Here is a 26631-nt window from a genome sequence, read left to right on the forward strand (position 1 = left end):
GTAGCAATAATGTATATAGATAGAATGTTTTCATTTTTTATTTAAAGAAGGATTGTATATCTCTTCTATAGATTTTTTAAATTCCTCTTTTGAATGTATTTCTTTTTCTAAAAGAATTTCACCATTGTCAGCACTTATGGTAATATATTTGGCTTCTATACCTGTCATTGTATCAGGATCAGGAATTCTAATAATATAAATGGGATTTTCTTTATCATATCTATGAATTGTTAAATCTAAAGAGATATCCATTAAATCTAAATTCAATTTCTGTTTGCAAATTGCTATAAGCTCCTCAACAGATACTTTATAAGGGGCATCCCAATTTTCTTCTTTGATAAGTTTCCCTTTTTCATTATAAGTATAAGTTTTCCCTATAAGTACACTATAGAAAAATTTGGTTTCTTGCATTAGTATATTAGTCTTAGGATAATACCTATAAACATACATATAGGGATCTATGATGTTTGTTAGTTTTATTTGTTTGAACTTCTCGCCTATACTTATCTCAACTCTATCATTGCCTTTCTTCAAATAAGTAGTGCCAGGGAAAACTAATTTAGAAGTGTCCACTTCCCAATCCTTAAAAACCTTTTCATCAAAGCGTTTCCATACCGCGCAAATCAAACTCTTGAGCCTTACAGCCCAAACTAAGTAGCAATACTATGTATAGGTAAAATGTTTTCATTTTTTATTTTAGGTTTACAGATTTATCACGTTTTTCAAACTCTTCTTCCGTATAGACCTGTCCTGTTTCTCCCTCTATATACCAATTCTGATCTTTATAAGGAAAACGAGAATGGCTATCTTTAATAAAAACACTTGAAGGATTCGTAACAACCCAATACTTTCGTCCTCCTTTTATACCTAAATCTCCAAAAGTTAATCTATAACTTATATTTCCGCTCTTAAAATTAAAGCCACCTTTCCCCGTTTTCAAGTTTATGAGTCCTTTTTTTTCCATAAACTTCAAAATGAAGTCAATTTTTATTTTTCCAAATTTTTTATCTTCATCAATGACAGCCAACTTACCTTTCTCATCATAATGAAGTGTTTTCCCGAAATTTACCAAATCTAAACAATAGGATTTGTCTTTAAGCAGGTTATCGGGGTAAAAAGTCCTTACTATTTGATAATAAGGATATTTAGAGGTATACTCATAATAAAAATCGGGACCTAAAGAATAGATTATATTCCCATTAGGTTTGATGATATAATTTTTCCCTTCCATCTCTTTGTATAGGTTCAAATCTAACTTTTCTCTTTCCACTTGATCCTCTACAGAGAGATACGCCTCTGGTAGCCCAAAAGAGGAAAGCAGTGGCAACCCCACTGTTGCCAATCCTATTTTCTTGATAAAATCTAAACGATTCATAAGTACTTAGTTTAAAATTTGTAGGTTTTGCCTTGGAAGGTTTTATAAGGAGTCTCTTTTAGTTGCTCCTGATACTCTTTACTTTTTTTCAAGATAGGAAGATTAGGGATTTCATTCATCTTTTTTGTGTATCTCTCATATTCACACCTTGTATATTTTCCTGTTTTACAGTCAAAAATATATTCCCAATAAGTTTCTACTTTATCACTAAGCTGTTTTTTGAATATCTCACAATGTAATAATTCTTCTGCTTCATCAAAATACACTCTAAATTTCTCGGGGTCTCTATTCTTTCCCGTTCTTAGATTGATAACCCTTTCATTATGTAATATTTCTAATATCTTAGCAAAAGTCCAAAACTTAAACTTAGCATCTTCATTCACTTCTTTGATGAGTTTGCCTGATTCATCATAATATTCCCAAGAACCTATGGCAAGACCTGAATCAAGTCCTGCAAATTTCCCCTTACTTTTTAAATTGCCTTTTTTGTAATAGTCATACTGTATAGTATAGAAAGCGGGCGATGGAGGAATCACTATATAATATATTTCTTCAAGCCCATTTCCCGCCGTAAAGCTTCCACCTTCAAGAAGTTTGTAATAACCATTTAGAGATATTTCATCCTCTATATCATATCCTTTATAGTTGTTCTTGTGTAACTCAAAGTCAAATTTTTCAAATATAAGAGTGTCTTTTAGGGTGTTTTTATAAGATAGCGTATTTATATCATCAGTTTTAGTCAATCTACACCCTATCGTTGATAAAATAATGAATGAAAATAAAATTCTTTTCATATGGAAGCCGTTTAAACTAAAGTAAAAGTTCCCGAAAATTAATAATTTTGTGTTTGAGAGTATTCAAGAACTTTGGACAAAGATACAATAAATAATCAAATTATCCCCTTCTTACCTCTTATCTCTTACCTCTTCCTTGTAGCACCGCTGCTCCTAAAAATGCCAATAGTGAGGGCAACAACCATCCTAACGAATAGCTATCTAACGGAAGATACGCCTTGAGTGCATACACCTGCTCTAATGATGATACGCCCCAAGTTTTACAACTGTCAATAAACGATAACACTGCAGTAACAGCAATGCTCACGAGGTAGGGCGTACGCGATTTTACAGTATTGCCAAAGAGCAACACGTCCAAAATGATTGTGAATACAATAGGATATAAAAATAGTAATATATAAGCTGCATATTGTATAATGCTATCTACTTTGTTGATAGAAAGCACTATAGAAACAAGCGTGCAGAGTATTACCCCTGCTTTGTACGGCAAGCGACCTTTGGTGAGCTCCTCAAAAAAACTCCCTACCGACGAGGTGAGCGCTATAGCCGTTGTGAGACAAGCCAAACCCATCGCCAGAGCAACTGCCATCGCTCCCCAGCGCCCTAATACCGAGTGAGAAATATACAATAGCAAGTCGGTGCGCGAAACTTCATTATCAGTAAGATAGCCCGAAGTTGCTCCCAAATAGATAAGTCCGCCGTAGATAAACAGTAAACATATTGTGGAGATACTGCCCGAGAGCAATGTGATATGCGAACGCTTTTCGGGTGAACGATAGCCTTTTTCACTGACTGCCGAAATGATAATCCCCGCAAAAATCACCGAGGCAAGTACATCCATCGTTTGGTAACCTTCAGTAAAGCCAAAAACAAAACTATCTTTGGCAACAAAATCCGATGGAAGCGTGTGGTGCAAGGGAAATAGAATGCCCAAAGCGATGAGTAATACCAAGACTATCAGTAAAAAAGGCGTCAGAAACTTCCCTATAATATCCACAATCTTCGATTTAGAGATAGAAAGCACTAAAACCACCCCAAAAAACACAGCTAAAAATGCAATTTTAGGCAAATCGGGTAACAAAGGGGCTATCCCTACCTCAAAAGTAGTAGAACCCGTACGCGGAATGGCAATCAGCGGACCAATACACAATATCACAAACAGCGTAAGCCATTTGATGAGTTTTGGGTGAATGCGATTGCCTAAATGAGTGAAGTTTGTACCTGCTTTGGCTACCATCAGCACGCCTAAAAATGGGGCGATAATAGCCGTGATAAAAAAGCCTAAAAGTGCCCACAGCCACTCATTGCCTACCTCTAATCCTATAAAAGGGGGTAATATCAAGTTGCCCGCTCCAAAGAACATCGCAAAAAGCGCAAAACCTACCGTCGTAACGGTACTCCATTTGTGTTTGTTACCTAATTCCATCGCTTATATAGTTTTTAGTCCGCAAATAAAAACATTTTATCTCTAAAATCCAAATATTTTTGCTACTTTTGCCTCATCAATACCCTTTTATTACAATGAGAACTCTTGTTATTGGCGATATCCACGGCGCACCTCGTGCCCTTATTCAAGTTTTGCAACGCGCTGATATTCAGCACGACGACTTCCTTATCTTCCTCGGCGATTACGCCGATGGCTGGAGCGAAACCCCTGAACTATTGGATTTTCTCATCGGCTATCGCCAAACACACCGCTGCCTCTTTTTGCGCGGTAACCACGATGCCTTATGCTACGATTTCCTCTTAGGTAAACCTATGGATACCCTTTGGCGCTTACACGGCGGCAAAGCTACCGAAAAAGCCTACCGCAATGTCTCTCACGAACGCCGCAACGCTCACCTCAACTTCTTAACCGAGCTTGAAAATCACTACTTAGACAGCAAAAATCGACTCTTCCTCCACGCCGGTTTTACGAACCTGCGCGGCATTGCCCACGAACATTTTGAACAAATGTTCTATTGGGATAGAACCCTCTGGGAAGTCGCACAAAGTTGTAACCTCTCCCCTACCGACCCACATTTCCCTAACCGACTAAAACTCTATACCGAAATATACATCGGGCATACCCCCACCACCCGATTAGGTACCGATAAACCACTTTCTTTCAACGGAGTAACCAATGTCGATACGGGCGCTGCCTTCAAAGGGCGCATCACTATTATGGATATCGACACCCGCGACTATTGGCAAAGCGACCCCGTATACACCCTCTACCCCGATGAACAAGGTCGCAATATGTAACATTTTCCACCACCAATTTACTAATTTGCTAATTTGCTAATTGACAAATTATTCGTACCTTTGCCCCCAATAATAAAGAAAAACGAAAACGAATGGAAATACCGCAAGAATTGTGGCGAAAAAACTATGAAGAATCTCAAATCCTAACCAGTGACAACCTCGCTGCTGCTAAACGCAATGGCAAATGGGGGTTCGTAAACCAAAATGGCAAAGAAATATGCCCGTTTAAATACGATGGTACCTTCCCTTTTATCAACGGAACAGCTGCCGTGAAAATAGGCAATCTTTGGGGCGTGCTCAACACTGCTGGCAAAGAAATTGTTCCTGTGTACTACGACCAAGTTTTTACTTTTTCTGAAGGGCTTATCAAAGTGAAGAAAAACGGAAAATTTGGCTTCGTAAATACCAAAGGCGAACTCACAATCCCCGTGATTTACGACGATGCCGACCGATTTTCAGCCCGTATGGCTGCCGTAAAAATCAATGGTAAAGCTGGCTTTATCAACACCAAAGGCAAAGAAGTCATCCCTTTTACTTACGACGAAGCCGATTCCTTTAGCGAAGGCCTCGCCCCTGTGAAGAAAAACAACCTTTGGGGGTTCATCAACAAGAAAAACGAACTCGTAATCCCTTATAAATACGAGGGAACTGAGGGCTTTTTCGATGGTGTAGCCAAAGTGATTCATAACAATTATTGGGGTATTATCAACCCAAACGACGAGGTGATTATCCCTTTTCAATACGACGAAATTATCGGTTTTAACAACGGATTTACCCCTGTACTGAAAAACGACAAATGGGGCTTTGTAAATAAACGAGGTGAACTTATTTGCGAATTAAAATACGACGAAGCTGCCGAATTTGACGATAATGGCGAATTTGCTGCCGTGATGATTGCTGAGAAATGGGGCTTTATCAATACCAAAGGCGAAGAAATCGTACCTCTGCAATACGATGAAGTCAGCGAATTTTGCAACGAAATGGCTGCCGTATGTAAAGACGACCTTTGGGGCTTTGTAAATGCAAAAGGAGAAGAAGTATTCTCTCCTCAGTTCGACGATGTCGAAAGTTTTCAGGAAAAAGGAATGACCCTCGGCTTTATAGGTGAAGAACCTTTTATACTCTTTGAAAACGGTAAAAAAGCACCTCTTTCGCAATTTGCCGAGTTCGTAAACGATATAACAACTAAAAAATAATGATTGTAAAAATTAAAAACTTATCTAATAACGAGCTTCCTTCCTATCAAACCGAAGGAGCTGCAGGGGTAGACCTCCGCGCCAATCTCCCTGATAGCAATATCACCCTGCAACCCTTAGAACGCACCCTTGTGCCTACTGGCTTATTCTTGGAAATCCCCGAAGGTTATGAAGCTCAAGTGCGCCCTCGTAGCGGAATGGCTATCAAGCACGGCATCACTGTGATCAACAGCCCTGGCACCATTGATTGCGACTACCGCGGCGAAGTGAAAGTGCCTATCGTAAACCTCTCTAACGAACCCTTTACCATTACCCACGGCGACCGCATCGCCCAAATGGTATTTGCTGCATACGCAAAAGCCTCTTTCCAAACAGTTACCGAACTTTCCGATACCAAAAGAGGAACCGGAGGCTTTGGAAGCACGGGAGGAAATTAGCATATTAGCAGAGTTGGAAATTAACAAATTGAAATATGAGTTACAAACTATCATTTGCGGAACGGGCAAAGTTAGCTATGGAGATACTATCCAAGCAGCCACCCGTTACCTTAGAAGAAGCAAGAGCTCAAGCTCGCCGAGTGAGGGAGCGAAGCACTTCAAAAATGAAGAAACAGCGCGCCTTATCAAATGGATAGAAACACAACACCTTTGGTATTCTGTTGATTTATCACTATTTGTATCGGAAGGTGCTGAGCAAAAAGTGTATTTGAACAATGAAAAAGAAGTACTAAAACTCAACGATGCTATTTACTACACCTCGTGGATAGATTATTTCAATAATTTATTGCTGAACAACTATTTTTTCCCTGATACAGCTTATGAATTAAAAGGTTTTCACAAAGATAACGGCACACTTTATGCAGTGGTAAAACAAGATTTTATCAAAGAAGACACCCCTACTTCATTAGAAGAAGTGAAAACTTTTATGAAACTGAATGGTTTTATAAATATCCGAAATAACGACTATCGCAATCCCGAATTAGGTATCATATTAGAAGACCTTCACGACGAAAACGTCCTCACTCGTAACGGCTCACTTTTCTTTATAGATACCGTTTTCTATATAGAACCCTCATTTTGGCAAATCGACAAAATATTATGAAAAAAATCATCTTAATCCTTACAACTATCTTATTGGTGAGTTGTAAAACCAAACAAAATTTGGTAACTCCCGCAGGAAAAGTTAGCGTTGATAAACAATCCAAAGAAATTATCAACCACCACCTAAAATCATTCCCCTCTTTCAATACCTTGAGCGGGAGTTTGCAGGTAACCTATAACGACGGTAAAAACGAACAAAGCCTGCCTCTTTCTTTCCGTATGGAAAAAGATAAAACAATATGGATTTCTGCTCCTTTAGGCATTGCCAAAGCACTCATCACCCCCGAAAAAGCCGAATATTACAACCGTTTAGACAGCTCGTACTTCAGCGGTGACTTTAGCTATATCAGTAAGTTATTAGGGGTAGAGGTAGGCTTTACCGAATTGCAAAATCTTCTGTTAGGCAATGCGCTTTACAGTCTCAGCTTTAAAGGCGAAGGCACTATCAAGCTCCTCAATGAGGACAACAATATGTATAACATCGAAGTCACTGGCGAATCACCCATAGAAGCGATTTACCGTTTTTTGCCCGATAACTACCGCGTAGGTGTTACCGAAGTGAATCATTTAGGTGGCAAACAAAAAGCTACTGCTACTTACACTTATCAACAAGTAGACAAACTCCTCTTGCCTCACACTATCAAAATAGTTGCCAGCGAAGGCGATAGCAACACCCAAATCTCTTTAGAATTCAAAGGTTTAGACCTCGATAAAAATCTCTCATTCCCCTTTAAAATCCCTTCAGGAATGAAAGAAATAACCATTAAAAATTGATACTTTGTCAAAGTCTGTAACAGTCTTGTGAATTACATCACATTATGAATATACTAAAAACAACACTCTTTTTGCTTTGCTTCCCACTGCTCCTCACAGCACAAACCAAGCAAAAAGAATTAGAACAACGCAAAAAGGCACTGCTTGAACAAATCAAGGAGATGTCGGCATTGCGCCAACAACAAAGTCAGCAACACAAAACTACCGTGCAACAAATAGAAGTCGCTAACGAGAAAATATTAGCGCGCACCCGCCTGATACAAATCAATCAGCAGCAGGCAAATCTGCTTTCTAAAGCAATCGCCGATAACGAGGAGCAAATGCGCACCCTCAAAAAAGAATTAGAATACCACAAAAGCGAATACGCCAAAATTATCAAACAGTCGTACAAAAGTAAATCCGCTCAAAACCGATTGCTCTTCTTGCTCTCATCCGAAAGTTTTTCTCAAGCCTACAAACGTTTGGCTTATATGAAACAGTACGTGAACTACCGCAAAGAACAAGTTACCCTCATCCAAACAAAAACCAATAAGATTAAAAGCCTCAACGATACCCTCATAGCTCAACGGAATACCAAAAACCAAGTGCTTGAAGAACAACGCCAAGAACAAGCTACCTTGCAGACTGAGAAAAAGGAATTAGAAACCCTCGCGGCTAATATCCGTACGGTAGAACGCAGTTACGAAGCTCAAATACGCGAAAAACAAAAACAAGCCAACGCCATCGACCGCGAAATACAACGCCTCATCCGCTTAGCAATTATCGAGGCTAACAAACGTGAAAAAGAGCGTTTGGCAGCCCTGAACCGCGCCAAGGGTAATGCTCCTAAAACACAAACCTCACAAGGCGGAATGACCACCTCTACCCCTCCATCAGCTTCTGATGCCGAGGTATCTTTTGTCCTCACCCCCGAGTCGCGCCGTGTCGCCGATAGTTTTGAAGCCAACAAAGGCAACTTGATATGGCCTGTAGTCAAAGGGTATAAATCACAAGGCTTCGGCGTGTACTACGACCCCGTATACCCTGAATTACAACACTATAACAATGGGGTAACCATCGCCACCGAAAAAGGTGCTGAAGCCCGTTGTGTGTTTGAAGGTGAGGTATCGGCGATACAATCTATCCCCGGTAGCAACAAAGTAGTGCAAGTGCGCCACGGGAATTACATTACTATTTATTACAATCTTACCGATGTATATGTGAAGAAAGGAGATAAGGTAAAAGCTAAAGAAGCGTTAGGTAAAATCTTCACCGATAGCAATGGCAAAACCGAAATGAAGTTCTTTTTATACAAAAACACCACACGACTCAACCCCGAATTTTGGATACATAAAATGTAAGGAATGTTGCGCCTCGCTCTCTACCTCGCTTATATCTACTATCGCAAACTCTTCCCCAAAGACGATTTGCTCACTATGGGATTGCTATTGGGTGTGTTATGTTATGCCTTATTAGGCTTATACCAGCATTATGAAACTTGGCACTACGCCCTTTGGAGCTTGCCCTTGAGTACTTTTGCTTATCACAACACTCGCAAAGATATATCGCTGCTAAAAGCACACTCGCATTATAGAGCAATTCTCATTGCGGAATATGTAATCGAAAGTCTGCCTTTTTTCATTCTTATGTTGTTAAAGAATGATTTCTCAACAGCTATTGGAATTCTATTATTCTTTGTATTTATAAGTTACTTACCCAAAAAAAACTTCACTCTCAAATACCCTTTCTCACTTACTGATCCCTCTTGGCATATCGCCTTCCGCAAGTATAAACTCATCATTGCCTTACCTCTCACTATAGCTCTTGTGATAATAGGACGTATATACGAGAATCCTAACGTAGCACTTTTTGCTTTAGGAGCAATGGCTTTTACCGCTTGTGTCCCCTATTTTGAAAGGGAATTTAGCCCGCATATAGCAGTAGCAAATCACAAAGGAGAAATATACTTGCGCGAACAACTCAAAGCAGGACTATTGAATACAATGATACTCTTTGCCCCCTTGATCATCACTTATTTTATAGGCTTTGGAACGCAGAATATAGCAATTCTACCTTTGTTTGTCGCTTTTCCTATTTTGGGGGTAATTACTAAATACGCTTTTTGGGAAAACCCTTTATGGCAATTCTTTGCATTAGCGGCTATTAGTGCAGGGGCAATTTATATCATTCCGCTTATTGCGATTCCTTATTTTTATTATTTGGCTATACAAAAGATTAAAAAACTACAATATGCTGGAGATTCTCATTCAAGAAAAACACTATTCCGATAGAAAAATACTCGAAAACATACAAGTTTCTATTCCAAAGAACGGACTCTATGGAGTAGTGGGGAAAAATGGTGCTGGAAAAACAACTTTCTTTAAATGTTTATCAGGTTTAACCCCTTTTAAAGGAAAAGTACGTTATTGCGAAAGGGGATTAATGCCAGAAGATATTGTTTTTTTACCTACTGAACCTTATTTGTACGAACACCTTACAGTAGCCGAGTTTTATACGTTTTTTCGTTTGTTATTAGGAATAAAACCAGAAGAGGCTATGCCTTTTGAAGTAGATAAAACACTTCTCATTCGAGAGCTTTCTACAGGAATGCGGAAGAAAGTATATTGTAATGCTGTATTACAAAAGCCCTACACCCTCTATATTTTTGATGAGCCTTTCAACGGTTTGGACATTACTTCGGCATTGCATATCAAACAGTTGTTAAACAAGTTGGCTGCTAATCACATCGTATTGATTGCTTCTCATATTTTAGAAACCTTGCAAACTTGTGAAAAGATATACTTAATTCACGACAAGAGTATACAAACCTTTTTGCCCTCAGAACTCAATGCCATAGAAGAAATTCTTATGTTAATGTGTTTTACTTAAAGTACTCTATTTTTCGCTCTACATAAAGCATAGGTACGCCTTGTTCGTATGTAATCATTCTCACCCAATTACCCTGCTTGTCATCCGTATATTTGTACTCACAAAGATAATCGGTAGAAAACGTCAAATGATACGTCAAACGCCTATCTGAACCGAATTTGTTTAAAAATCCATTATTTTCACTCTCATTTATCAAAAGATATTCCTCTTTCAGCTGGTTATTCTGACCATAAGTATATTTAGAGTGCCATATAAAGTCGTCTATTTTCTGCGAAATGGCTTTAATAAGCTCTCCTTCTGCTCCATATTCATAAAGTCCTCGCCATATAAGTCGGTCGAATTGGTAAACTTCCTTATTTACAAGTCTTTTATTGTTATAAATGTATATTTCTTTAAACAAAGGGAGATCTTCAGTTTTTTTAAAATTCCTTTGAATAAGCTCTCCATCAACATTATAAGTATAAATGTAGATAGTTTCATCTTTTGTTTTTAGGTCAAGTATTTCTTTCTCCAATTGTCCTTTGATGTTATAGATAGCAGTGTCTTTCGTTTCTAAAACCTCATCTACAAACGTCGATTTATCAATAAGACGATGCTTTTTGTCGTAAGTATATACTATTTTTTTAGGAAATATATCATCATAGCGCCATTTTTCAGTTATAAAACCATTTTTATCAAAGGTAATAGCCGAAGGGATAATGTTTACTAAAAACTGTATGAAGAAAGCTTTTACCCCCATTCGTTCCATTTCGCTGTACTGTTTAATTTTTTTAACAGGGTAAATGCCTTGAGAGAGAGTAGACCCTTTGGCAAAATCATTGCCTTTTTCCTCAGCGAAATAAATAGAAGTTTTCACCAATTTTACCTTGCCTCTCAGCCCCATTTTACTCCAATCATTACCAGCAACTTCACCTTGCGCATAAGTATACACACTCACAATTAATAGTAAAACACAGAAAAAAGATTTTATTTTCATTACATTAAGTTTTAAAAATTATGTTTTGTAGTATTTAAATTCTAAGACAAAGCATTTATCATATATATAAGCCAATAACCAATGATTCCAATAATATCTGTTACATAGTTTAAGATATATTTTTTATCTTTAAAAACCACATTTTCAAACCTTGTAGAATGTTTTGTTCTTTGTCTTTGTGTAGGTTCTTTATAACACTCTGCCATAAGTTCTTCAAAAATATATTCTAACATAAATATTAACTCTTCTCTCTTATCTTCTGGTATATACACTACATCTTTTGCTTTCCAGATAGTCCAGTCAATATTGTGTTTTATCGAAAATCTTAAAAGATAGGGATATAGATATTCCCACACAGTAGGATGTAATTCAATTTTTTTATCATCGCATTTTAAAAACATAAGTACTATCTTATATCATTTCCTTTCTCTCTAATAAAAAAAACTTTGCCAAAGGTGCGGCTCACACCTTTGGCAAAGTGTATCATTAGCTTACGATTTTGTAACTACTATTCTTGTTGTTACTTCGTCGAAGGCTATTTCTTCACCCTCTGGCAGACTCTCTACAAAAGTGATGCTGTCGGTAAGGGTTTCGTTCTTGATATAGGCTTCGTTGGCAGTAACGGCTGCTTGCAAAGCGGGCTGCGCTTGGAGGCGTATTTGTATGCGGTCGGTAATGTCGTAATCATTGTCCTTACGGATATTCTGAATGCGGTTCACCAACTCACGAGCGATACCTTCTTGGCGCAGTTCGGGGGTGATGTGAATATCCAAGGCTACCAACAAGCTACCAGCGGTGGCAACCAACCAGCCTTCTATATCTTGGGTGCTGATTTCTACATCTTCCAAACTCAAAGTAACCGTTTTGTCGGGCAGTTGCAAGCTGTACGTTTGTGCTTTTTCAAACTGAGCTATTTCCGCTTGTCCAAACTCTTGTACCGCTGTGGCAATGGCTTTCATATCCTTACCGAATTTAGGCCCTAAGGTCTTGAAGTTCGGTTTGATTTGTTTTACCAATATACCTGAGGCATCTTCCAAGAGTTCTATTTCCTTCACATTCACCTCGTGCTTGATGAGGTTTGCTACGGCTTCTATTTCAGCGCGCTCGGTGTCGTTAGCTATCGGTATCATTATCTTTTGCAATGGCTGACGCACCTTGATACTTTCTTTCTTGCGCAACGATAGTACTAAGGACGAGATAGTCTGCGCTTTCTGCATCTTGCTTTCAAGAGACTTATCGATGTAGCTTTCATTAGCTACAGGGAAGTCGGTGAGGTGTACACTCTCTTTGTTTTCTTTACCAGTAACGCTCGCCAAGTCTTTGTACAATCTATCGGCATAGAAAGGTGCTACAGGCGCCATCAGTTTAGCGATGGTTATGAGGCAAGTGTAAAGGGTTTGGTAAGCAGCTATCTTATCAGTTTCATATTCTCCTTTCCAGAAACGGCGACGTGACAAGCGTACGTACCAGTTGCTGAGGTTCTCCTGTACAAAATCGGAGATAGCACGCGTAGCGCGGGTAGGCTCATAATCAGCATAGAGGGCATCTACTTCTTTGATAAGGGTATTGAGTTCCGAAAGTATCCAGCGGTCTATTTCTGGGCGTTCAGCCAGTGGTATATCGGCTTCTGCATAAGTGAAGCTGTCGGTATTGGCATAGAGTGCAAAGAATGAATAAGTGTTGTAGAGCGTACCGAAGAATTTACGGCGCACTTCGGCTACCCCTTCCAAGTCGAATTTGAGGTTATCCCAAGGGTTCGCGTTGGAAATCATATACCAGCGAGTGGCATCAGCGCCATACTCGGCTATGGTAGTGAATGGGTCTACCGCATTGCCCAAGCGTTTGGACATCTTTTGTCCGTTCTTGTCGAGTACCAAACCATTAGACACTACGTTTTTGTATGCCACACTGTTGAATACCGAAGTAGCAATCGCGTGGAGCGTATAGAACCAACCGCGTGTTTGGTCTACTCCTTCGGCGATAAAGTCGGCTGGATAAGCGGTATGGTTTTCTATATAGTCCTTGTTTTCAAAAGGATAGTGCCATTGTGCATACGGCATAGACCCAGAGTCGAACCATACGTCGATAAGGTCGGTTTCGCGATGCATTGGCTTGCCTGATGGCGATACGAGTACTATGTTATCGACGATATTTTTGTGTAAATCTACCTTGTCGTAATTGCTTTCGGAGTTGTCGCCCACTACAAAATCTTTATAAGGGTCGGCAGTCATTACGCCCGCTGCAATAGCTTTTTGTATTTCGGCTTTTAGTTCTTCTACCGAACCGATGCAGATTTCCTCTTGCTTATCGGCTGTACGCCAAATAGGTAACGGGATACCCCAATAGCGCGAACGCGAAAGGTTCCAGTCGTTAGCATTTTTGAGCCAGTTGCCAAAACGCCCTTCACCGGTAGCCTTAGGTTTCCAGTTGATGGTTTCATTGAGCTCAAACATACGGTCTTTGAAGTCAGTAACCTTTATAAACCACGAGTCGAGCGGGTAGTACAACACGGGTTTATCAGTACGCCAGCAGTGTGGATAGCTGTGTACGTATTTTTCTACTTTGAAAGCCTTGTTTTCTTCTTTGAGGAGAATCGCCAAACTCACATCCCACGATTTTTCAGGCGCTTCTCCTGCATCGTAATACTCATTTTTGATATATTTACCGGCAAAAGCCTCAGGAATATTGTGCCCTGTGATAAATTTTCCTTGTAAATCTACTAACGGAATCAAATTGCCGTGAGCGTCTTTTACAAGCATTGGTGGTACGCCGTATTCTTTGGCTACACGGGCGTCATCAGCACCAAAGGTAGGAGCGATATGTACGATACCTGTACCGTCATCGGTCGTAACAAAGTCACCTGCAATCACGCGGAAAGCCTCAGTAGGGTTTTCGGCAGGAGTGCACCAAGGAATGAGTTGCTCGTAAGCAGTACCCACAAGGTCAGCACCTTTGCATTCCCCTATAATTTGATAAGGAATTGTCTTGCTTTCAGGCGTATAAGCCGCTAAGGCTGTAGCATCGCCCTCTACGAATTTCTTGCCGAATTGTTTTGTCAAAAGCGGTTTGCCGATGATGATTGTTATCGGCTCAAAAGTATATTGATTGAATGTTTTTACGAGTACATACTCAATCTCTTTGCCCACGGCAAGTGCAGTGTTAGAAGGCAATGTCCAAGGGGTAGTTGTCCAAGCGAGGATATGGATAGGAGTTGTAGGGTTGCCCAATAGTTTGGCTGCCGCTGCTGCTAATGCTTTTACTTTGAACTGCGCCACAACCGTAGTATCGCTCACATCGCGATAGCAACCAGGTTGGTTCAGCTCGTGCGATGACAAGCCAGTACCTGCCTTAGGCGAATAAGGCTGAATGGTGTATCCTTTGTATAGCAACTGCTTGTTATAGAGTTGTTTCAAAAGCCACCACACGCTTTCCATATACTTAGGTTTGTAGGTGATATAAGGGTCTTCCATATCCACCCAGTAGCCTATTTTCTCGGTAAGGTCATTCCAGATATCGGTATAGCGCATCACGGCTTCCTTACAAGCCTTGTTATAGTCCTCTACGCTTATTTTTTTGCCTATATCTTCTTTGGTAATGCCGAGTTCTTTCTCTACCCCCAATTCTACAGGCAAGCCGTGGGTATCCCATCCTGCTTTGCGTTTTACTTGAAATCCTTTCTGAGTTTTATAACGGCAGAAAATATCCTTAATAGAGCGCGCCATCACGTGGTGAATACCAGGCACTCCATTAGCGGATGGGGGTCCTTCAAAAAACACGAACGGAATAGCGCCCTCACGTGAGGCGATGCTCTTCTCAAAGATGTTAGCGGCTTTCCAGAAAGCCAATATTTCTTCTGCTATCTTAGTAAGGTCTAAGTGTTTGTACTCGTTGAATTTCATATATCGGTTATTTTTAGTCGTTAGGTGTGAGCCACACGGGCAGTGGTTGTTAGACGTTTGTTTGGCGCAAAAGTAGAAAATAATCAGGAATTTAGCAAATTTGAGGGTTTAGAGCATAAAAAAACTTTGCCAAAGCTACAAGCCGTGCGGGCAAAAACTTTGGCAAAGTATGCGATTTTTCAGGTTTTATTTCCTTTAACATCATTCCAGTATCCATTCTTCCTTTTTTAAATATTAAAATGTTTCCTCATTCGGTCAGTCATTTTCTTATTGATTTTCCTTGAGAGGTCTAAAATAAAATCCTTGTGCTCTAAAGGAATACCATTCTCGTCCTCCTCCAATATTTCATCTGAAGCTAGATACTGGATAGGCGTTGCCAAGACTTTTGCTTTTTTGGGTTCTTTGAACGTTACAAAATCAAAAGCTCTCAACATCTCTATAATAGCATTGGCTTGCGGACTGGTTTGCTCTATGGTTACTGTTACTGACATAGTTCGTTAATTATTAGCCGTTAGACGTTTGTTTGGCGCAAAAGTAGAAAATAATCAGGAATTTAGCAAATTTGAGGGTTTAGAGCATAAAAAAACTTTGCCAAAGCTACAAGCCGTGCGGGCAAAAACTTTGGCAAAGTATGCGATTTTTTTACTATTCACTATCAACTCTTTACTTCCGCCAGCATCGTCCAAACATCTACGCCCCCTATTTTGGTTTGGTGAATTTGCTCAAAACCGTGTTTTTGGTAGAAAGATACATTTGTTTCGGTATTGGTAACCAAACTGAGTTGGCTACCTCCTTCACGCGCTACTAAAGGCAAAACGGCTTCGTCTAAAAACTTACCTCCTATGTGTTTGCCTTGCCACACGGGACTCACTACAAAACTCTCTAAATACCATCTGTTTTCAGAAGTTTGTTTTTTGGCGTACTCGCTGCTCTTGTCTAAAAATGGCAAGAAACATTGAGTAGGTTTGGCATAACGCCAAAGCACAAAAGCTCCTGAGCGCAGGTAGTCCCAAAGGGTAATACGGGTGTGGCGCAGTGATTGCATCACAGCAACAGCTATAATTTCGCCATTTTCTTCGGCTATCAGGCAATAGCCCTTGCGGATATTGCTCATCACTTGCACATAATGCAATTTGTTCAGATAGTCGATATACTTGCTATCGGTAGTAAAAAAAGAGCTGAGCACCGCGCGATACATATTGTAATTAGCAAAAGCATCGGTGAGCACAGTAGCTACTTTACGGGCATCGGCAGGAGAGGCAAGACGGTAGGTCATAGGATTTAGGGGTTAGGGAACAGGGGTTAGGAGGTTTGCTCTGATAACGCTGAGGGTTTGCTGGGTAATGCCTAACAATGAGGCAATATGCCCTAAGGGAGCGCGGAGGAGTATTTGGGGGTAGTTGTTTAACAGCCATTGGTAACGCTCTTGGGCGGTTTGGAACTTTACGAGGTACAGCCGCTCGGTGAGTGATTTGATAGCTGAGACCAAGAGCAGGCGCATCAGGCGTTCAAGTTCCTGATGTTCATTTACTACGAGTTCTACTTCCGAAAAGTTGGCTACCCACACTACACTGTCTTCTAAGGCTTCTAAACACAAAGGAGAAGATTGATTGAAATAGATGCTTTCCACTGGAAAATAAAACATCTTTTCGAGAAAAAAATTATGGGTAATATCTTTCTTTTTCTTGTAGTAAAAACAGCGCAACAAGCCTTCTTCCACATAGAACAACTCTTTTGAAGTAGTGCCCGCTTTGAGCAAAATGTTATACTTCTTTACCTCCCTGCGCTCGAATAGGTGAGCCGTTAGGGAGGTAAGGGTTGTGATGGGAATTTGAGTTTCTTGGTGTAGATACTCGGTGAGTGTCATCAGGCTATTGCATATTTTTAGCCTCAATGCTAAGGGTAGCGTGAGGCACTGCCATCAACCTGCGTTTATCGATGAGTTTACCTGTTACGCGGCAGATGCCATAAGTTTTGTTCTCAATGCGAATCAGCGCATTTTTAAGGTCGCGAATAAACTTCTCTTGACGGATAGCCAAGGCAGTGTTTTCTTCTTTGCTGGTTACCTTAGAACCCTCTTCAAAAGCTTTGAAAGTAGGGGCAGTGTCGTCGGTACCATTAGTAGCACTATTCATATAGGAGCTTTTGATAAGTTCCAAATCAGCTTGAGCTTTTTTGATTTTTTCTTCTATAAGTGCCTTAAATTCTTCCAATTCCTTATCGGAATAACGTACTCTGATATTTTCTTCCATAACGTAATAGGGTTTAGAGGTTTAGGAGTTAGGAGTTAGTATATTACCTTCTAATTCCTAAATTTGGGGCGTAAAAATACAATTATTTTTTAAAGTAGCAAAATTTTAAAAGATTTTTTTGTTTGCTAATCCCCAAATTTGCTAATTTGCTAATTACACACTACCTTTGCGCCTTTGAAAATAAATTTATTACAACGTGCCTAAAATAGGAAATATAGACTTGGGAGAATTCCCACTACTGCTCGCTCCTATGGAAGATGTGAGCGACCCTCCTTTTCGCCGACTGTGCAAAATGCACGGCGCTGATATGCTCTACAGCGAGTTCATCTCATCGGAAGGTTTGATACGCGATGCTATTAAAAGCCGACAAAAATTAGATATTTTTGACTATGAACGCCCCGTAGGAATACAGATTTTTGGGGGTGATGAGGAGGCTATGGCGCTCTCGGCTAAAATTGTAGCTACTGTAAACCCCGATTTGGTGGATATCAACTTTGGTTGCCCAGTGAAAAAAGTGGTGAGTAAAGGAGCGGGCGCTGGAGTACTCAAGGATATCGACCTAATGGTACGCCTTACCAAAGCTGTGGTAAACAGTACCTCCCTACCGGTAACAGTGAAAACGCGCTTAGGCTGGGACGAACAGAGTATCAACATAGAGGAAGTAGCTGAACGACTGCAAGATGTGGGGATTAGTGCGCTCACTATTCACGCACGCACCCGCAGCCAGATGTACAAAGGGCACTCGGACTGGAGTTATATTGCCAAAGTGAAGAACAACCCGCGTATGCACATTCCTATTTTTGGCAATGGTGATATCGATAGCCCCGAAAAGGCTTTAGAATACCGCAATAAGTATAGTATCGATGGCATTATGATAGGGCGCGCGGCTATTGGCTATCCGTGGATTTTCAATGAAATCAAACACTATTTTGCCACAGGCGAACTTCTCCCCTCTCCTACTATTGCCGACCGTGTGGAAGCAGCTAAAAACCACTTGTTATGGTCGGTAGAATGGAAAGGCGAACGCCAAGGGGTAGTAGAAATGCGCCGCCACTATGCTAATTATTTTAAAGGAATCCCTAATTTTAAGGAACACCGCCATAAGTTAGTAACCTTAGACACTTCGGAAGAGGTGGTTAAGGCTTTAGATAATGTCTTAGAGGTCTTAGGAGATAAGAGATAATTTGTAGGAAAGCCAGCGATAGCTGGGTATGTGCTGCAAACGCCCATTCAAAAATCTCATCATTACTTATTAGGCTTGTACTGTGATTGTTTAAAGAGGGCATCGGAGTTCATTGCCAAAATCTTTACTAATGGTTCTTCTTTATGATTTTCGGCATACGCCTGAACGATACGTAACCCCATAAATTTTGCTATTTGCCCTGGTGACTCATTATCTAATTCCAAATAGAATTTAGAGAAAGGCGCTGGGTAGAGAAAACGCGCAAGGAGCTTCTTATCAGTTTGATAAAGGAGCTCTTTTTCTATAAAATAACGCCATATCTCGGGTTCATTAGCTTCAGCCCACGCGTACTGCTGGTCGGTATATCGCAACAAGTCGGCAGTAGATTTTTTAGGAAGTAATTGTTGTTCCAAGTACAGTTTTTTTCCTTCGTAAATCATATTGTCCAAAAAAGAAAGATGTACGCTACGAGGCACTAATTTTTCAGCAAAAGCATCGGCTACATCCACTGCTAAATATTTTTTGTCGAGCTCGGTAGAGATGTAATGTTGCATATCTTGGTAAAATGGGTGTTTGGCGCCCAAGTAGTTATCACTGCCTATAAGCAGGCGGCTATCGGCATAAATCACACGCGACTCGTAGTCTACTCTACTGAGGAGGGTGATGACCTTAGGCGCTTGAAATTTAGGAAAATAGTACTTGATATGTTGAAACAAACTTTTTAGTTCTTTCTTTTCGGTTGATAAATCACCTAATTGTTTTTCTACTTCGCTATATAAGGTGTGATAATAGATATTTGCAAATTCTGGCAAATCGGGGAAAATGGGTTTGTTTTTGATTTCCACCCATTCACTATCGCTAATGCTGGGAGTGAAAAAATAAGGATATTGATGGCGCAAGGCAGGGAACTGTGCATCAGGAGTTTTTACAAATAGTGAATCCAAGCGCACCATCTCAAAGGACATTGGTATAGCGGCAATTTCCTTTTCTTTTTTGTCACCACAGGCTACCATTAGCAGCAAAGAGGCGAAAAGGAGGAGTTTTTTTGTCATTTTCTTAGTATTGTTAATCATCATCAGATTTGCATTTTCAACTTTGGTAAAGTTTGAAGTGCAAAAGTACAAATAATTAGCAAATTAGCAAATTAGCAGATTGGCAAATTTGTTAATTAACAAAATTATTACTATTTTTGTCGCTTGAAAATCAATTGTTATTGAACTATGAAAAAAATAGGCTTTGTACTCTTAACATTATTATTAGCAGTTGCTTGTAAGAAAAACGCCAATTTCAACAGCGATCCGCTGGCTTTTAAAGATTATATTTCGGGGTATACCTCAGGGGTGATTTCTGCCCATTCAGGGATTAAAATACTACTGAATGAACCGCTATCTCAAGAAAAGATGGACAAGATAAACGACCTCCATCTGTTTGAAATTTCTCCTAAAGTAGAAGGAAAAGTAGTGTGCCAAAGTCCGTCACAAATCGCCTTTGTGCCTAATAAACCCTTAGCTCAAAACACTGAATATCAAATTTCTTTCAACGTAAAAAAGCTCTACAGCGTACCTAAAAAAGAACTCGAACTCTTCAACTTCACTGTAAAAACTTTAGAACAGGCTTTTAGAGTTAAATCGGGCGACTTGCAGTCCTACAACAAAAATTTGTACTTCCTCAACGCCGAGCTCTTAGCTAACGACCAAATTTCCTACGAAACCGTAAAAGATGTGCTCAAAGCCAACCTCAACGGCAAAAAAGTAGCTGTAAAATTTCAATCACAAGGCACTAACAACAAGTTTGTGATTATTTTTGATAGTATCCCGCGTATCGATAAAGAGCAAACACTTGAAATTAAATGGGATACTAAGGATGTTCCTCAGGAAAACCTTATTCCATTCTCCTATACTATTCCACAAAAAGGAGTATTCAAAGCGCTAAACGCCCGCACCGATGGCGCCAACCAATCGTTTAGTGTAAACTTTTCCGACCCATTAGAAAAAGAACAAGATTTTACAGGGCTCATCAGCCTTAGCAATACCGATACCGCACTGAAATACAGTGTAAATGGTAACGTGGTGAAAGTATTCCGCGAGGAACAAAAAGAAGGTGATTACAAGGTGCACATTTCCAAAGGCATCAAGAATATCTATGGCGATCGCTTGGAAAAAGAAGCGACTTTTAATATCAAATTTTTACAACAAAAACCCGATATTCGCTTCCTTAAAAGCGGCACCATACTGCCGAGCTCGCAAAATTTGAAAATTAACTTCCAAACTATCAACTTGCGAGCGGTGAATGTTACTGTATACCGCATTTTTGAGAACAATATCTTTCAATTTTTGCAAGATAACGATTTAGGCGGAGGCTCCTATATACAGCGCGTGGGTAAGCCTATTGCACGTAAAGTATTAAAATTGAATGATGGAGCGCTCTATCCGCTCAATGAGTGGAACACCTATTCCTTAGATTTAGCATCGGTAATCACCCCCGAACCAGGAGCTATTTACCGCGTGGAATTAGGGATGACCAAAAACTATTCACTCTACGCTTGTGGCTCTAAAAACGAAGAACCCCTCGACCTTTCATTTGAAGAAAAACCCCTGAATGACGACGATGTGAACTACGCTCAATATTACTACGATTACGACGAAGAATTCTACTGGGAAGAAGATGAGGATAGCCCTTGCAAAGACGATTATTACTACGGCAGAACAGTGGGCACCAATGTGCTCGCCAGCGATCTCGGGGTAATAGTGAAGAAAGGTCAAACCAATAGTTTTACCATTATAGTAAACGATTTGCTCACTACCAAACCCGTAGATGGAGCTGTAGTAGAGGTGTTTAGCTACCAACAACAGAAAATACAAGAAGGCAAAACCGATAGCAAGGGAATGTTGCGCTTAAACCTCAGCAGCCGCGCTTATTTTGCTAAAGTAAAAAAAGATAAGTTTACTACTTATGTGAAGTTAGACGACGGCGCTCCCCAATCGGTGAGCAAATACGATGTAGATGGTATGCGCTTGCAGAAAGGACTCAATGGCTTTATTTATAGTGAGCGCGGCGTGTGGCGCCCTGGTGACAGCATTTATGTCGGTTTCATTTTAAACGATTTTGCTCAAAAAAATCCTGAAAAATTACCTATCAAACTCCGCTTTACCGACCCTTATGGCAAGGTGATTGCCGAACGTATGCAAACCAGCAACCCTACCAATCAATATGTTTTTGGATTGAAAACCAATGCCGATGCTCCTACAGGCAATTGGAGTGTTGCTATTTCGGCAGGAGCTGCCAAGTTTAGCAAACGCATCAAAATAGAAACTATCAAACCTAACCGCCTAAAGATAGAGAATAGCCTCAGCGGAAAACTCATCAGCGGTAATGGAGAGAATGTGCACTTGCAAGTATTGTGGTTACACGGTAGTCCTGCGGGCAATACGGGGGTAAATGTAAAAGCAAAATTCTACCCCTTAGAAACCGCTTTTAAAGGCTATGAAAAATACGTGTTCAACAACCGTGCTTACCAGTTTGAGAGCGAAGAAATGAACGTGTACGAAGGACAAACCGATAGCAATGGTAATGCGAATTTCTACTTCAGAACGAACGACTTAGAAGCTCCTGGTATGCTAAAGGTGAACTTCCTCACCCAAGCTAACGAAAGCGGTGGTGACTTCAGCACCGATGTGAGTACCGCCTCTTTCTCTCCTTATAGTGAGTATGTGGGCTTGCGTTTGCCCGAAACTAACAAATACGACTACTACAACACCCAGCAAAACCATACTTTCGATGCTGTAGTGCTCAGTGAAAACGGGCAGCCGCTGGGCAACAGAACCGTAGCAGTTACTGTTTATAAAGTAGGTTGGAACTGGTGGTGGGACGCTTCTAACCAAAACATCTCTACCTACAACAGCAGCAGCAGTAATGCTATTTACAAAACCGACTATCTCACCACCGATAGCAACGGTAAAGGGCGATTTACCCTCAATATCCCTGATGCCGACTGGGGCCGCTATTTCATTATGCTCAGCGATAACCAAAGCGGTCATAAGTGCGGTACTACTGTTTATTTTGATTGGGGTGACTGGACTGGCAAATCACGTGGCAGTGAAGGTAGTGAAGCGGTGATGCTCGCCTTAGGTACTAACAAAAAAGAATACAATGTAGGCGAAAAAGCCAAAATCACTTTCCCCTCCGATAAAGGCGGGCGTGCGCTTATTTCGGTAGAAAATGGCAACGATGTACTCGAAACTTATTGGGTAGAAACTGCTAACAAAGAGACTACTTTTGAGGTGCCTATCACCAATAAGATGTCGCCTAATGTGTATTTCTACGTTACCCTCTTGCAACCGCACAACAAAACGCTCAACGATGCGCCTATTCGCTTGTACGGAGTTGTTCCCGTGAAAGTAGTAGATAAAAACACAGTGCTCAACCCTGTAATCCAAATGCCCGACCGATTGACACCTAACCAAAAAGTAAGCATCAAGGTAAGTGAGAAATCGGGTAAACCAATGACCTATACCGTGGCAATTGTGGAGGACGGACTATTGAATCTCACCCGCTTCAAAACACCAAACCCTTGGAATACTTTCTTTAGCAAAACGGCTTTAGGAGTAAAAACTTGGGACGTGTACGACGATGTGATTGGCGCCTATGGTGGAACTATCAATCAGGCGTTTAGCATAGGAGGTGACGAGGATTTAGGCGGCGCCGATGCTCAAAAAGCAAACCGATTCAAACCTTTTGTTATTTTCCGCGGCCCTTTTGAACTCAAGAAGGGAGCTACCAACGCTCATACTGTGAAAATTCCTAATTATATGGGTTCTGCTCGTGTGATGGTAGTCGCCAGCAATGTAGCCGCCAATGCTTTTGGTAGTGCCGAGAAAAAAGATATACCTGTGGTAAGTCCGCTATCAATTTTAGGTTCCTTGCCGCGCAAAGCTGTGCCTAACGAGAAAATAGTATTGCCGGTAACCGTTTTTGCTATGGAAAAACAAGTGAAAGATGTTGCCTTGCAGGTAGAAACCAATGGTTTGTTTAAAGTTACTAGCAACCGCCACCAGCAACTACACTTTGATAGCACTGGAGAGAAAATGGCTTATTTTGAACTCGAAACCACTGCTCAAACAGGTATTGCCAAAGTGAAAATCACCGCTACTTCAGGTAAAGAAAAATCTACTTATGAGGTGGAAATGGATGTGTACAACCCTAACCCTGTTACTTATGTAGTACAAAATGCAGTATTGCAAGGCGGACAGTCACATTCTCTCAATATCAACCTCTTTGGCGAAAAAGCCAAAACAGTGTTGGAAGTTTCCAGCTTCCCAGGGGTAAACCTCACTCAGCGTTTGGGTTATCTTATTGCCTATCCACACGGCTGTGGCGAACAAGTTACTTCAGGGGCATTCCCTCAACTTTTCTTAGGTGATTTTGTAACCCTTTCTAAAGAAAAAGCCGACGAGGTGAACCGCAATGTGAGTGCAGCCATCAGCAAATTGCACGAGAACCAACTTTCTAACGGTGGCTTTACCTATTGGAAAGGAGGTCGTTACGCCGATGATTGGGTAACTTCGTATATAGGTCAGTTTTTTGTAGAAGCCGAGAAAAAAGGCTATGTGTTGCCATCGGGTAGCAAACAGAGCTGGCTCAACTATCAGAATAGTGAAGCGCGCCAATGGCGTTATGAGGGTAAATACCAAAACGATTTTGCCCAAGCCTATCGCCTCTATACTTTGGCACTCGCCGGAGATCCTAACATAGGCGCTATGAACCGCTTGCGTGAACTCAACGAGCTCACCCCTAATGCTAAACGCACTTTGGCAGCTGCCTACGCCCTTGCCGGACAAAAACAAACTGCCGAAAAATTGTTCCAAACCACCGCTATCGACGATGATGCCAATAGTTATTACGGTTCTGTACTCCGCAACAAGGCAATGGCAATGGAAACCGCTTTGCTCATCGGCAGAAAAGAAGATGCAGGACGATGGGCATTAGAGATAGCCGAAAAACTCTCTACTAACGATTGGCTTAGCACCCAAACCACTGCTTATGCCCTCTACGCAATGGCCAAATACATACAGAAAAATAAGAGCGGTAGAAGCATCAATGCCAGCTATACCCTCAGTGGTAAAACCGAAAATCTAAAAGCTACCGAGCCTATGCTACAGAAAACCCTTGCTGCTAAAGGCAATGAGACCCTACAAGTGAAGAACAATGGTAACCAAACCCTCTATGTACGCCTCATCACCAGCGGTATACTACCTGTAGGCAAAGAGTTGGCTATGCAAAACGGATTGGCTATTAACACTACTTACCGCGATAGCAACGGACACACACTTGATGTGACCAATTTGCGCCAAAGCACTCAGTTTGTAGCCACAATTGAGATTACCAACCTCACTGGTGAGGCGGTAGAGAATGTAGCGCTCACTCAAATCATCCCTTCGGGTTGGGAAATTGTAAATACCCGCTTTACCGATTACGATGAAGGCAGCAACAATAGCAATATAGACTACGCTGATTTCCGCGACGACCGCGCGAATTTCTATCTGTCACTCAAAGCTAAGCAAACCAAGTATATCAAGCTCAAACTCAACGCCTCGTATGCGGGCAAGTACTATCTGCCTGGCACTTATGCCGAAGCGATGTACAGCAACCGCTACAACACCCGCACCAATGGCAAATGGGTAGAGGTAATGAGAAAATAAGGAGCGAGCCGCTCAGGCAAAAAACTTTGACATATTCTATAAATCTGATAATCAATTACTTTTAGTTACATTGTAGGGGCGTTTTGCAAACGCCCCTACAATATAGAATTTTTGGAACAGTTTTTTAATTGCCCGTCGTGCTACGACTTCGTAATTTTTTACTATCTTTGCCCCAAAATTTAAATACTTATAGCATTATGAAGAAAATTTTATTCAGCCTTTTGGCAGTGGCTACACTTATAGGATGTTGCAAAAACGACGACAATGGCAGTGATTCAGCAAACCTTCTGGTTAAGAAAATTACTACTAAGGACGAGGATGGAAACCTCGAAGGGGTAATAACACTTACTTATGAGGGAGGACGTCCTGTGTCATTTTCTGAAGCTAATTACGAGAATGGTGTGCAGACAGGTACTACTGTTATTACCAATATCAGTTATGAAGGAAATTTTGTTAAACGGATAAAAGTAGAAAATGCAAGAAGAGATAACTATGTGCAAAACTTTACGTATGAAAATGGAAAGGTAGCTACTAAAACAGAAAAGTATGAAAGTGACTACCGTACTTACACATATCAGTATTCTTATATAGGTAATCAACTTAAAAGTGTTTTGCGAAGCCACCCTACTACTATTTATGTAAATGGAAATGTCCAAAGTGGTACTTATTATAGAGAAAAACAATTTACCTATAGTGGCAATACGGTAATTGTAGTAACAACCCAATATGAAAAAGACCTCAATGGTGCAGTAGTGACTAATACTTCTTATTCTTATGGCACTGATACTACAACTTATACTCTTTCTGACGGAAATGTAATGAAAGTGGTAGAATCAGATCCTAATTCTATAAATGAATACACTTATGATACTAAGCGCAATCCATTACACTATAAGATTCATTTTGTAGAGCCTGACCCTACAAGTTTTCTTGACCCTGATAGTGGGAAGAATAATATCTTAACCTATAAAAATACTCACGAGCATAATGGCACAAAAGACGAAACTCTTAGCACCTTTGAGTACACTTATAATGCTGATGGCTACCCAACGGTGGTAAAGCAATATAAAGTAGAAAACGGCACAAGAGAGTTTCAAGGCACTAAAGAATACGAATATTAATCCCCTTTCCTCTCCATACAAAACTGCCCGCACACCCCGCGGGCAGTTTTTTTATCCCTATACTTTGCCAAAAGAGCGAGCCGCACAGGTAAGAAACTTTGAAATATTCTATAAACTTGATAATCAATTACTTTTAGAGTATGTTATGTAG

23 protein-coding genes are annotated in these 26631 nt (G+C 40.6%); 11 read left to right on the forward strand and 12 right to left on the reverse strand.

All coding sequences use genetic code 11. The features are described 5' to 3' along the window. Nucleotides 1-30: 30 nt before the first annotated feature. From HMPREF9073_RS04825 to brnQ, 4 genes are all read right to left on the reverse strand, one after another. Nucleotides 31-627, reverse strand: a complete 597-nt coding sequence (locus tag HMPREF9073_RS04825) for a hypothetical protein (protein ID WP_009412879.1) — start codon at nt 625-627, stop codon at nt 31-33. A 64-nt stretch (nt 628-691) separates the two neighbouring features. Further along, nucleotides 692-1375 carry a hypothetical protein gene (locus tag HMPREF9073_RS04830; RefSeq protein WP_009412880.1) on the reverse strand — a complete coding sequence of 228 codons (684 nt, stop codon included), beginning with the start codon at nt 1373-1375 and terminating at the stop codon, nt 692-694. 11 nt (nt 1376-1386) lie between these two features. Further along, complete coding sequence (locus HMPREF9073_RS04835; protein WP_009412881.1) at nt 1387-2169, reverse strand: hypothetical protein; 783 nt, start codon at nt 2167-2169, stop codon at nt 1387-1389. Between the two features lie 118 nt (nt 2170-2287). Then, nucleotides 2288-3595: a branched-chain amino acid transport system II carrier protein gene (gene brnQ, locus HMPREF9073_RS04840; RefSeq protein WP_009412882.1), complete on the reverse strand. Its 1308-nt coding sequence runs from the start codon at nt 3593-3595 to the stop codon at nt 2288-2290. A 95-nt stretch (nt 3596-3690) separates the two neighbouring features. On the opposite strand from brnQ, the gene HMPREF9073_RS04845 reads away from it, so the two are divergent. From HMPREF9073_RS04845 to HMPREF9073_RS04880, 8 genes are all read left to right on the forward strand, one after another. After that, nucleotides 3691-4413, forward strand: a complete 723-nt coding sequence (locus tag HMPREF9073_RS04845) for a metallophosphoesterase (protein WP_009412883.1) — start codon at nt 3691-3693, stop codon at nt 4411-4413. 92 nt (nt 4414-4505) lie between these two features. Continuing rightward, nucleotides 4506-5609: a WG repeat-containing protein gene (locus HMPREF9073_RS04850; protein WP_009412884.1), complete on the forward strand. Its 1104-nt coding sequence runs from the start codon at nt 4506-4508 to the stop codon at nt 5607-5609. Further along, nucleotides 5609-6046 carry a dUTP diphosphatase gene (gene dut, locus HMPREF9073_RS04855; RefSeq protein WP_009412885.1) on the forward strand — a complete coding sequence of 146 codons (438 nt, stop codon included), beginning with the start codon at nt 5609-5611 and terminating at the stop codon, nt 6044-6046. The genes HMPREF9073_RS04850 and dut overlap by 1 nt, the downstream gene beginning before the upstream one ends. A gap of 28 nt (nt 6047-6074) precedes the next feature. After that, entirely contained in the window at nt 6075-6710 is a 636-nt protein-coding gene (locus HMPREF9073_RS04860) for a hypothetical protein (RefSeq protein WP_034555421.1), read from the forward strand. Next, nucleotides 6707-7483 carry a DUF4292 domain-containing protein gene (locus tag HMPREF9073_RS04865; RefSeq protein ID WP_009412887.1) on the forward strand — a complete coding sequence of 259 codons (777 nt, stop codon included), beginning with the start codon at nt 6707-6709 and terminating at the stop codon, nt 7481-7483. Before HMPREF9073_RS04860 ends, HMPREF9073_RS04865 begins: the two co-directional genes overlap by 4 nt. A gap of 44 nt (nt 7484-7527) precedes the next feature. After that, nucleotides 7528-8823: a murein hydrolase activator EnvC gene (locus HMPREF9073_RS04870; protein ID WP_009412888.1), complete on the forward strand. Its 1296-nt coding sequence runs from the start codon at nt 7528-7530 to the stop codon at nt 8821-8823. Between the two features lie 3 nt (nt 8824-8826). After that, nucleotides 8827-9753 carry a hypothetical protein gene (locus HMPREF9073_RS04875; protein WP_034555406.1) on the forward strand — a complete coding sequence of 309 codons (927 nt, stop codon included), beginning with the start codon at nt 8827-8829 and terminating at the stop codon, nt 9751-9753. Next, nucleotides 9713-10351: an ATP-binding cassette domain-containing protein gene (locus HMPREF9073_RS04880; protein ID WP_009412890.1), complete on the forward strand. Its 639-nt coding sequence runs from the start codon at nt 9713-9715 to the stop codon at nt 10349-10351. The genes HMPREF9073_RS04875 and HMPREF9073_RS04880 overlap by 41 nt, the downstream gene beginning before the upstream one ends. On the opposite strand, the gene HMPREF9073_RS04885 is transcribed toward HMPREF9073_RS04880, so the two are convergent. The 7 genes from HMPREF9073_RS04885 to HMPREF9073_RS04920 form a co-directional block, all read right to left on the reverse strand. Next, nucleotides 10344-11327 carry a hypothetical protein gene (locus HMPREF9073_RS04885; protein ID WP_009412891.1) on the reverse strand — a complete coding sequence of 328 codons (984 nt, stop codon included), beginning with the start codon at nt 11325-11327 and terminating at the stop codon, nt 10344-10346. The genes HMPREF9073_RS04880 and HMPREF9073_RS04885 overlap by 8 nt on opposite strands. A 41-nt stretch (nt 11328-11368) precedes the next feature. Then, nucleotides 11369-11728, reverse strand: coding sequence for a hypothetical protein (locus tag HMPREF9073_RS04890; protein WP_009412892.1), 360 nt, complete (start codon nt 11726-11728; stop codon nt 11369-11371). Between the two features lie 90 nt (nt 11729-11818). Then, nucleotides 11819-15226, reverse strand: coding sequence for an isoleucine--tRNA ligase (gene ileS / locus HMPREF9073_RS04895; RefSeq protein ID WP_009412893.1), 3408 nt, complete (start codon nt 15224-15226; stop codon nt 11819-11821). Between the two features lie 227 nt (nt 15227-15453). Continuing rightward, nucleotides 15454-15717, reverse strand: coding sequence for a hypothetical protein (locus tag HMPREF9073_RS04905; RefSeq protein ID WP_009412895.1), 264 nt, complete (start codon nt 15715-15717; stop codon nt 15454-15456). Between the two features lie 164 nt (nt 15718-15881). Then, nucleotides 15882-16502, reverse strand: coding sequence for a GNAT family N-acetyltransferase (locus tag HMPREF9073_RS04910; protein WP_009412896.1), 621 nt, complete (start codon nt 16500-16502; stop codon nt 15882-15884). 12 nt (nt 16503-16514) lie between these two features. Beyond that, the gene (locus HMPREF9073_RS04915; protein WP_009412897.1) at nt 16515-17093 is read right to left on the reverse strand and encodes a Crp/Fnr family transcriptional regulator; all 579 of its coding nucleotides are present in this window, start codon (nt 17091-17093) and stop codon (nt 16515-16517) included. Between the two features lie 4 nt (nt 17094-17097). Continuing rightward, a complete protein-coding gene (locus HMPREF9073_RS04920; protein ID WP_002678619.1) occupies nt 17098-17478 on the reverse strand; it encodes a TraR/DksA C4-type zinc finger protein in 381 nt (126 codons plus the stop codon). 196 nt (nt 17479-17674) lie between these two features. On the opposite strand from HMPREF9073_RS04920, the gene dusB reads away from it, so the two are divergent. After that, nucleotides 17675-18661: a tRNA dihydrouridine synthase DusB gene (gene dusB, locus HMPREF9073_RS04925; protein WP_009412898.1), complete on the forward strand. Its 987-nt coding sequence runs from the start codon at nt 17675-17677 to the stop codon at nt 18659-18661. A 62-nt stretch (nt 18662-18723) separates the two neighbouring features. Here the strand turns inward: dusB and HMPREF9073_RS04930 are convergent, their stop codons facing one another. Next, entirely contained in the window at nt 18724-19713 is a 990-nt protein-coding gene (locus HMPREF9073_RS04930; RefSeq protein WP_034555424.1) for a gliding motility protein GldB, read from the reverse strand. 168 nt (nt 19714-19881) lie between these two features. On the opposite strand from HMPREF9073_RS04930, the gene HMPREF9073_RS04935 reads away from it, so the two are divergent. Together HMPREF9073_RS04935 and HMPREF9073_RS04940 are read left to right on the forward strand one after the other, a co-directional pair. Beyond that, nucleotides 19882-25359: an alpha-2-macroglobulin gene (locus tag HMPREF9073_RS04935; protein ID WP_009412900.1), complete on the forward strand. Its 5478-nt coding sequence runs from the start codon at nt 19882-19884 to the stop codon at nt 25357-25359. Between the two features lie 197 nt (nt 25360-25556). After that, nucleotides 25557-26480, forward strand: a complete 924-nt coding sequence (locus tag HMPREF9073_RS04940; RefSeq protein ID WP_009412901.1) for a hypothetical protein — start codon at nt 25557-25559, stop codon at nt 26478-26480. Nucleotides 26481-26631 lie beyond the last annotated feature (151 nt).

The sequence above is a fragment of the Capnocytophaga sp. oral taxon 326 str. F0382 genome, assembly GCF_000318295.1.
Taxonomy (GTDB): Bacteria; Bacteroidota; Bacteroidia; order Flavobacteriales; family Flavobacteriaceae; genus Capnocytophaga; species Capnocytophaga periodontitidis.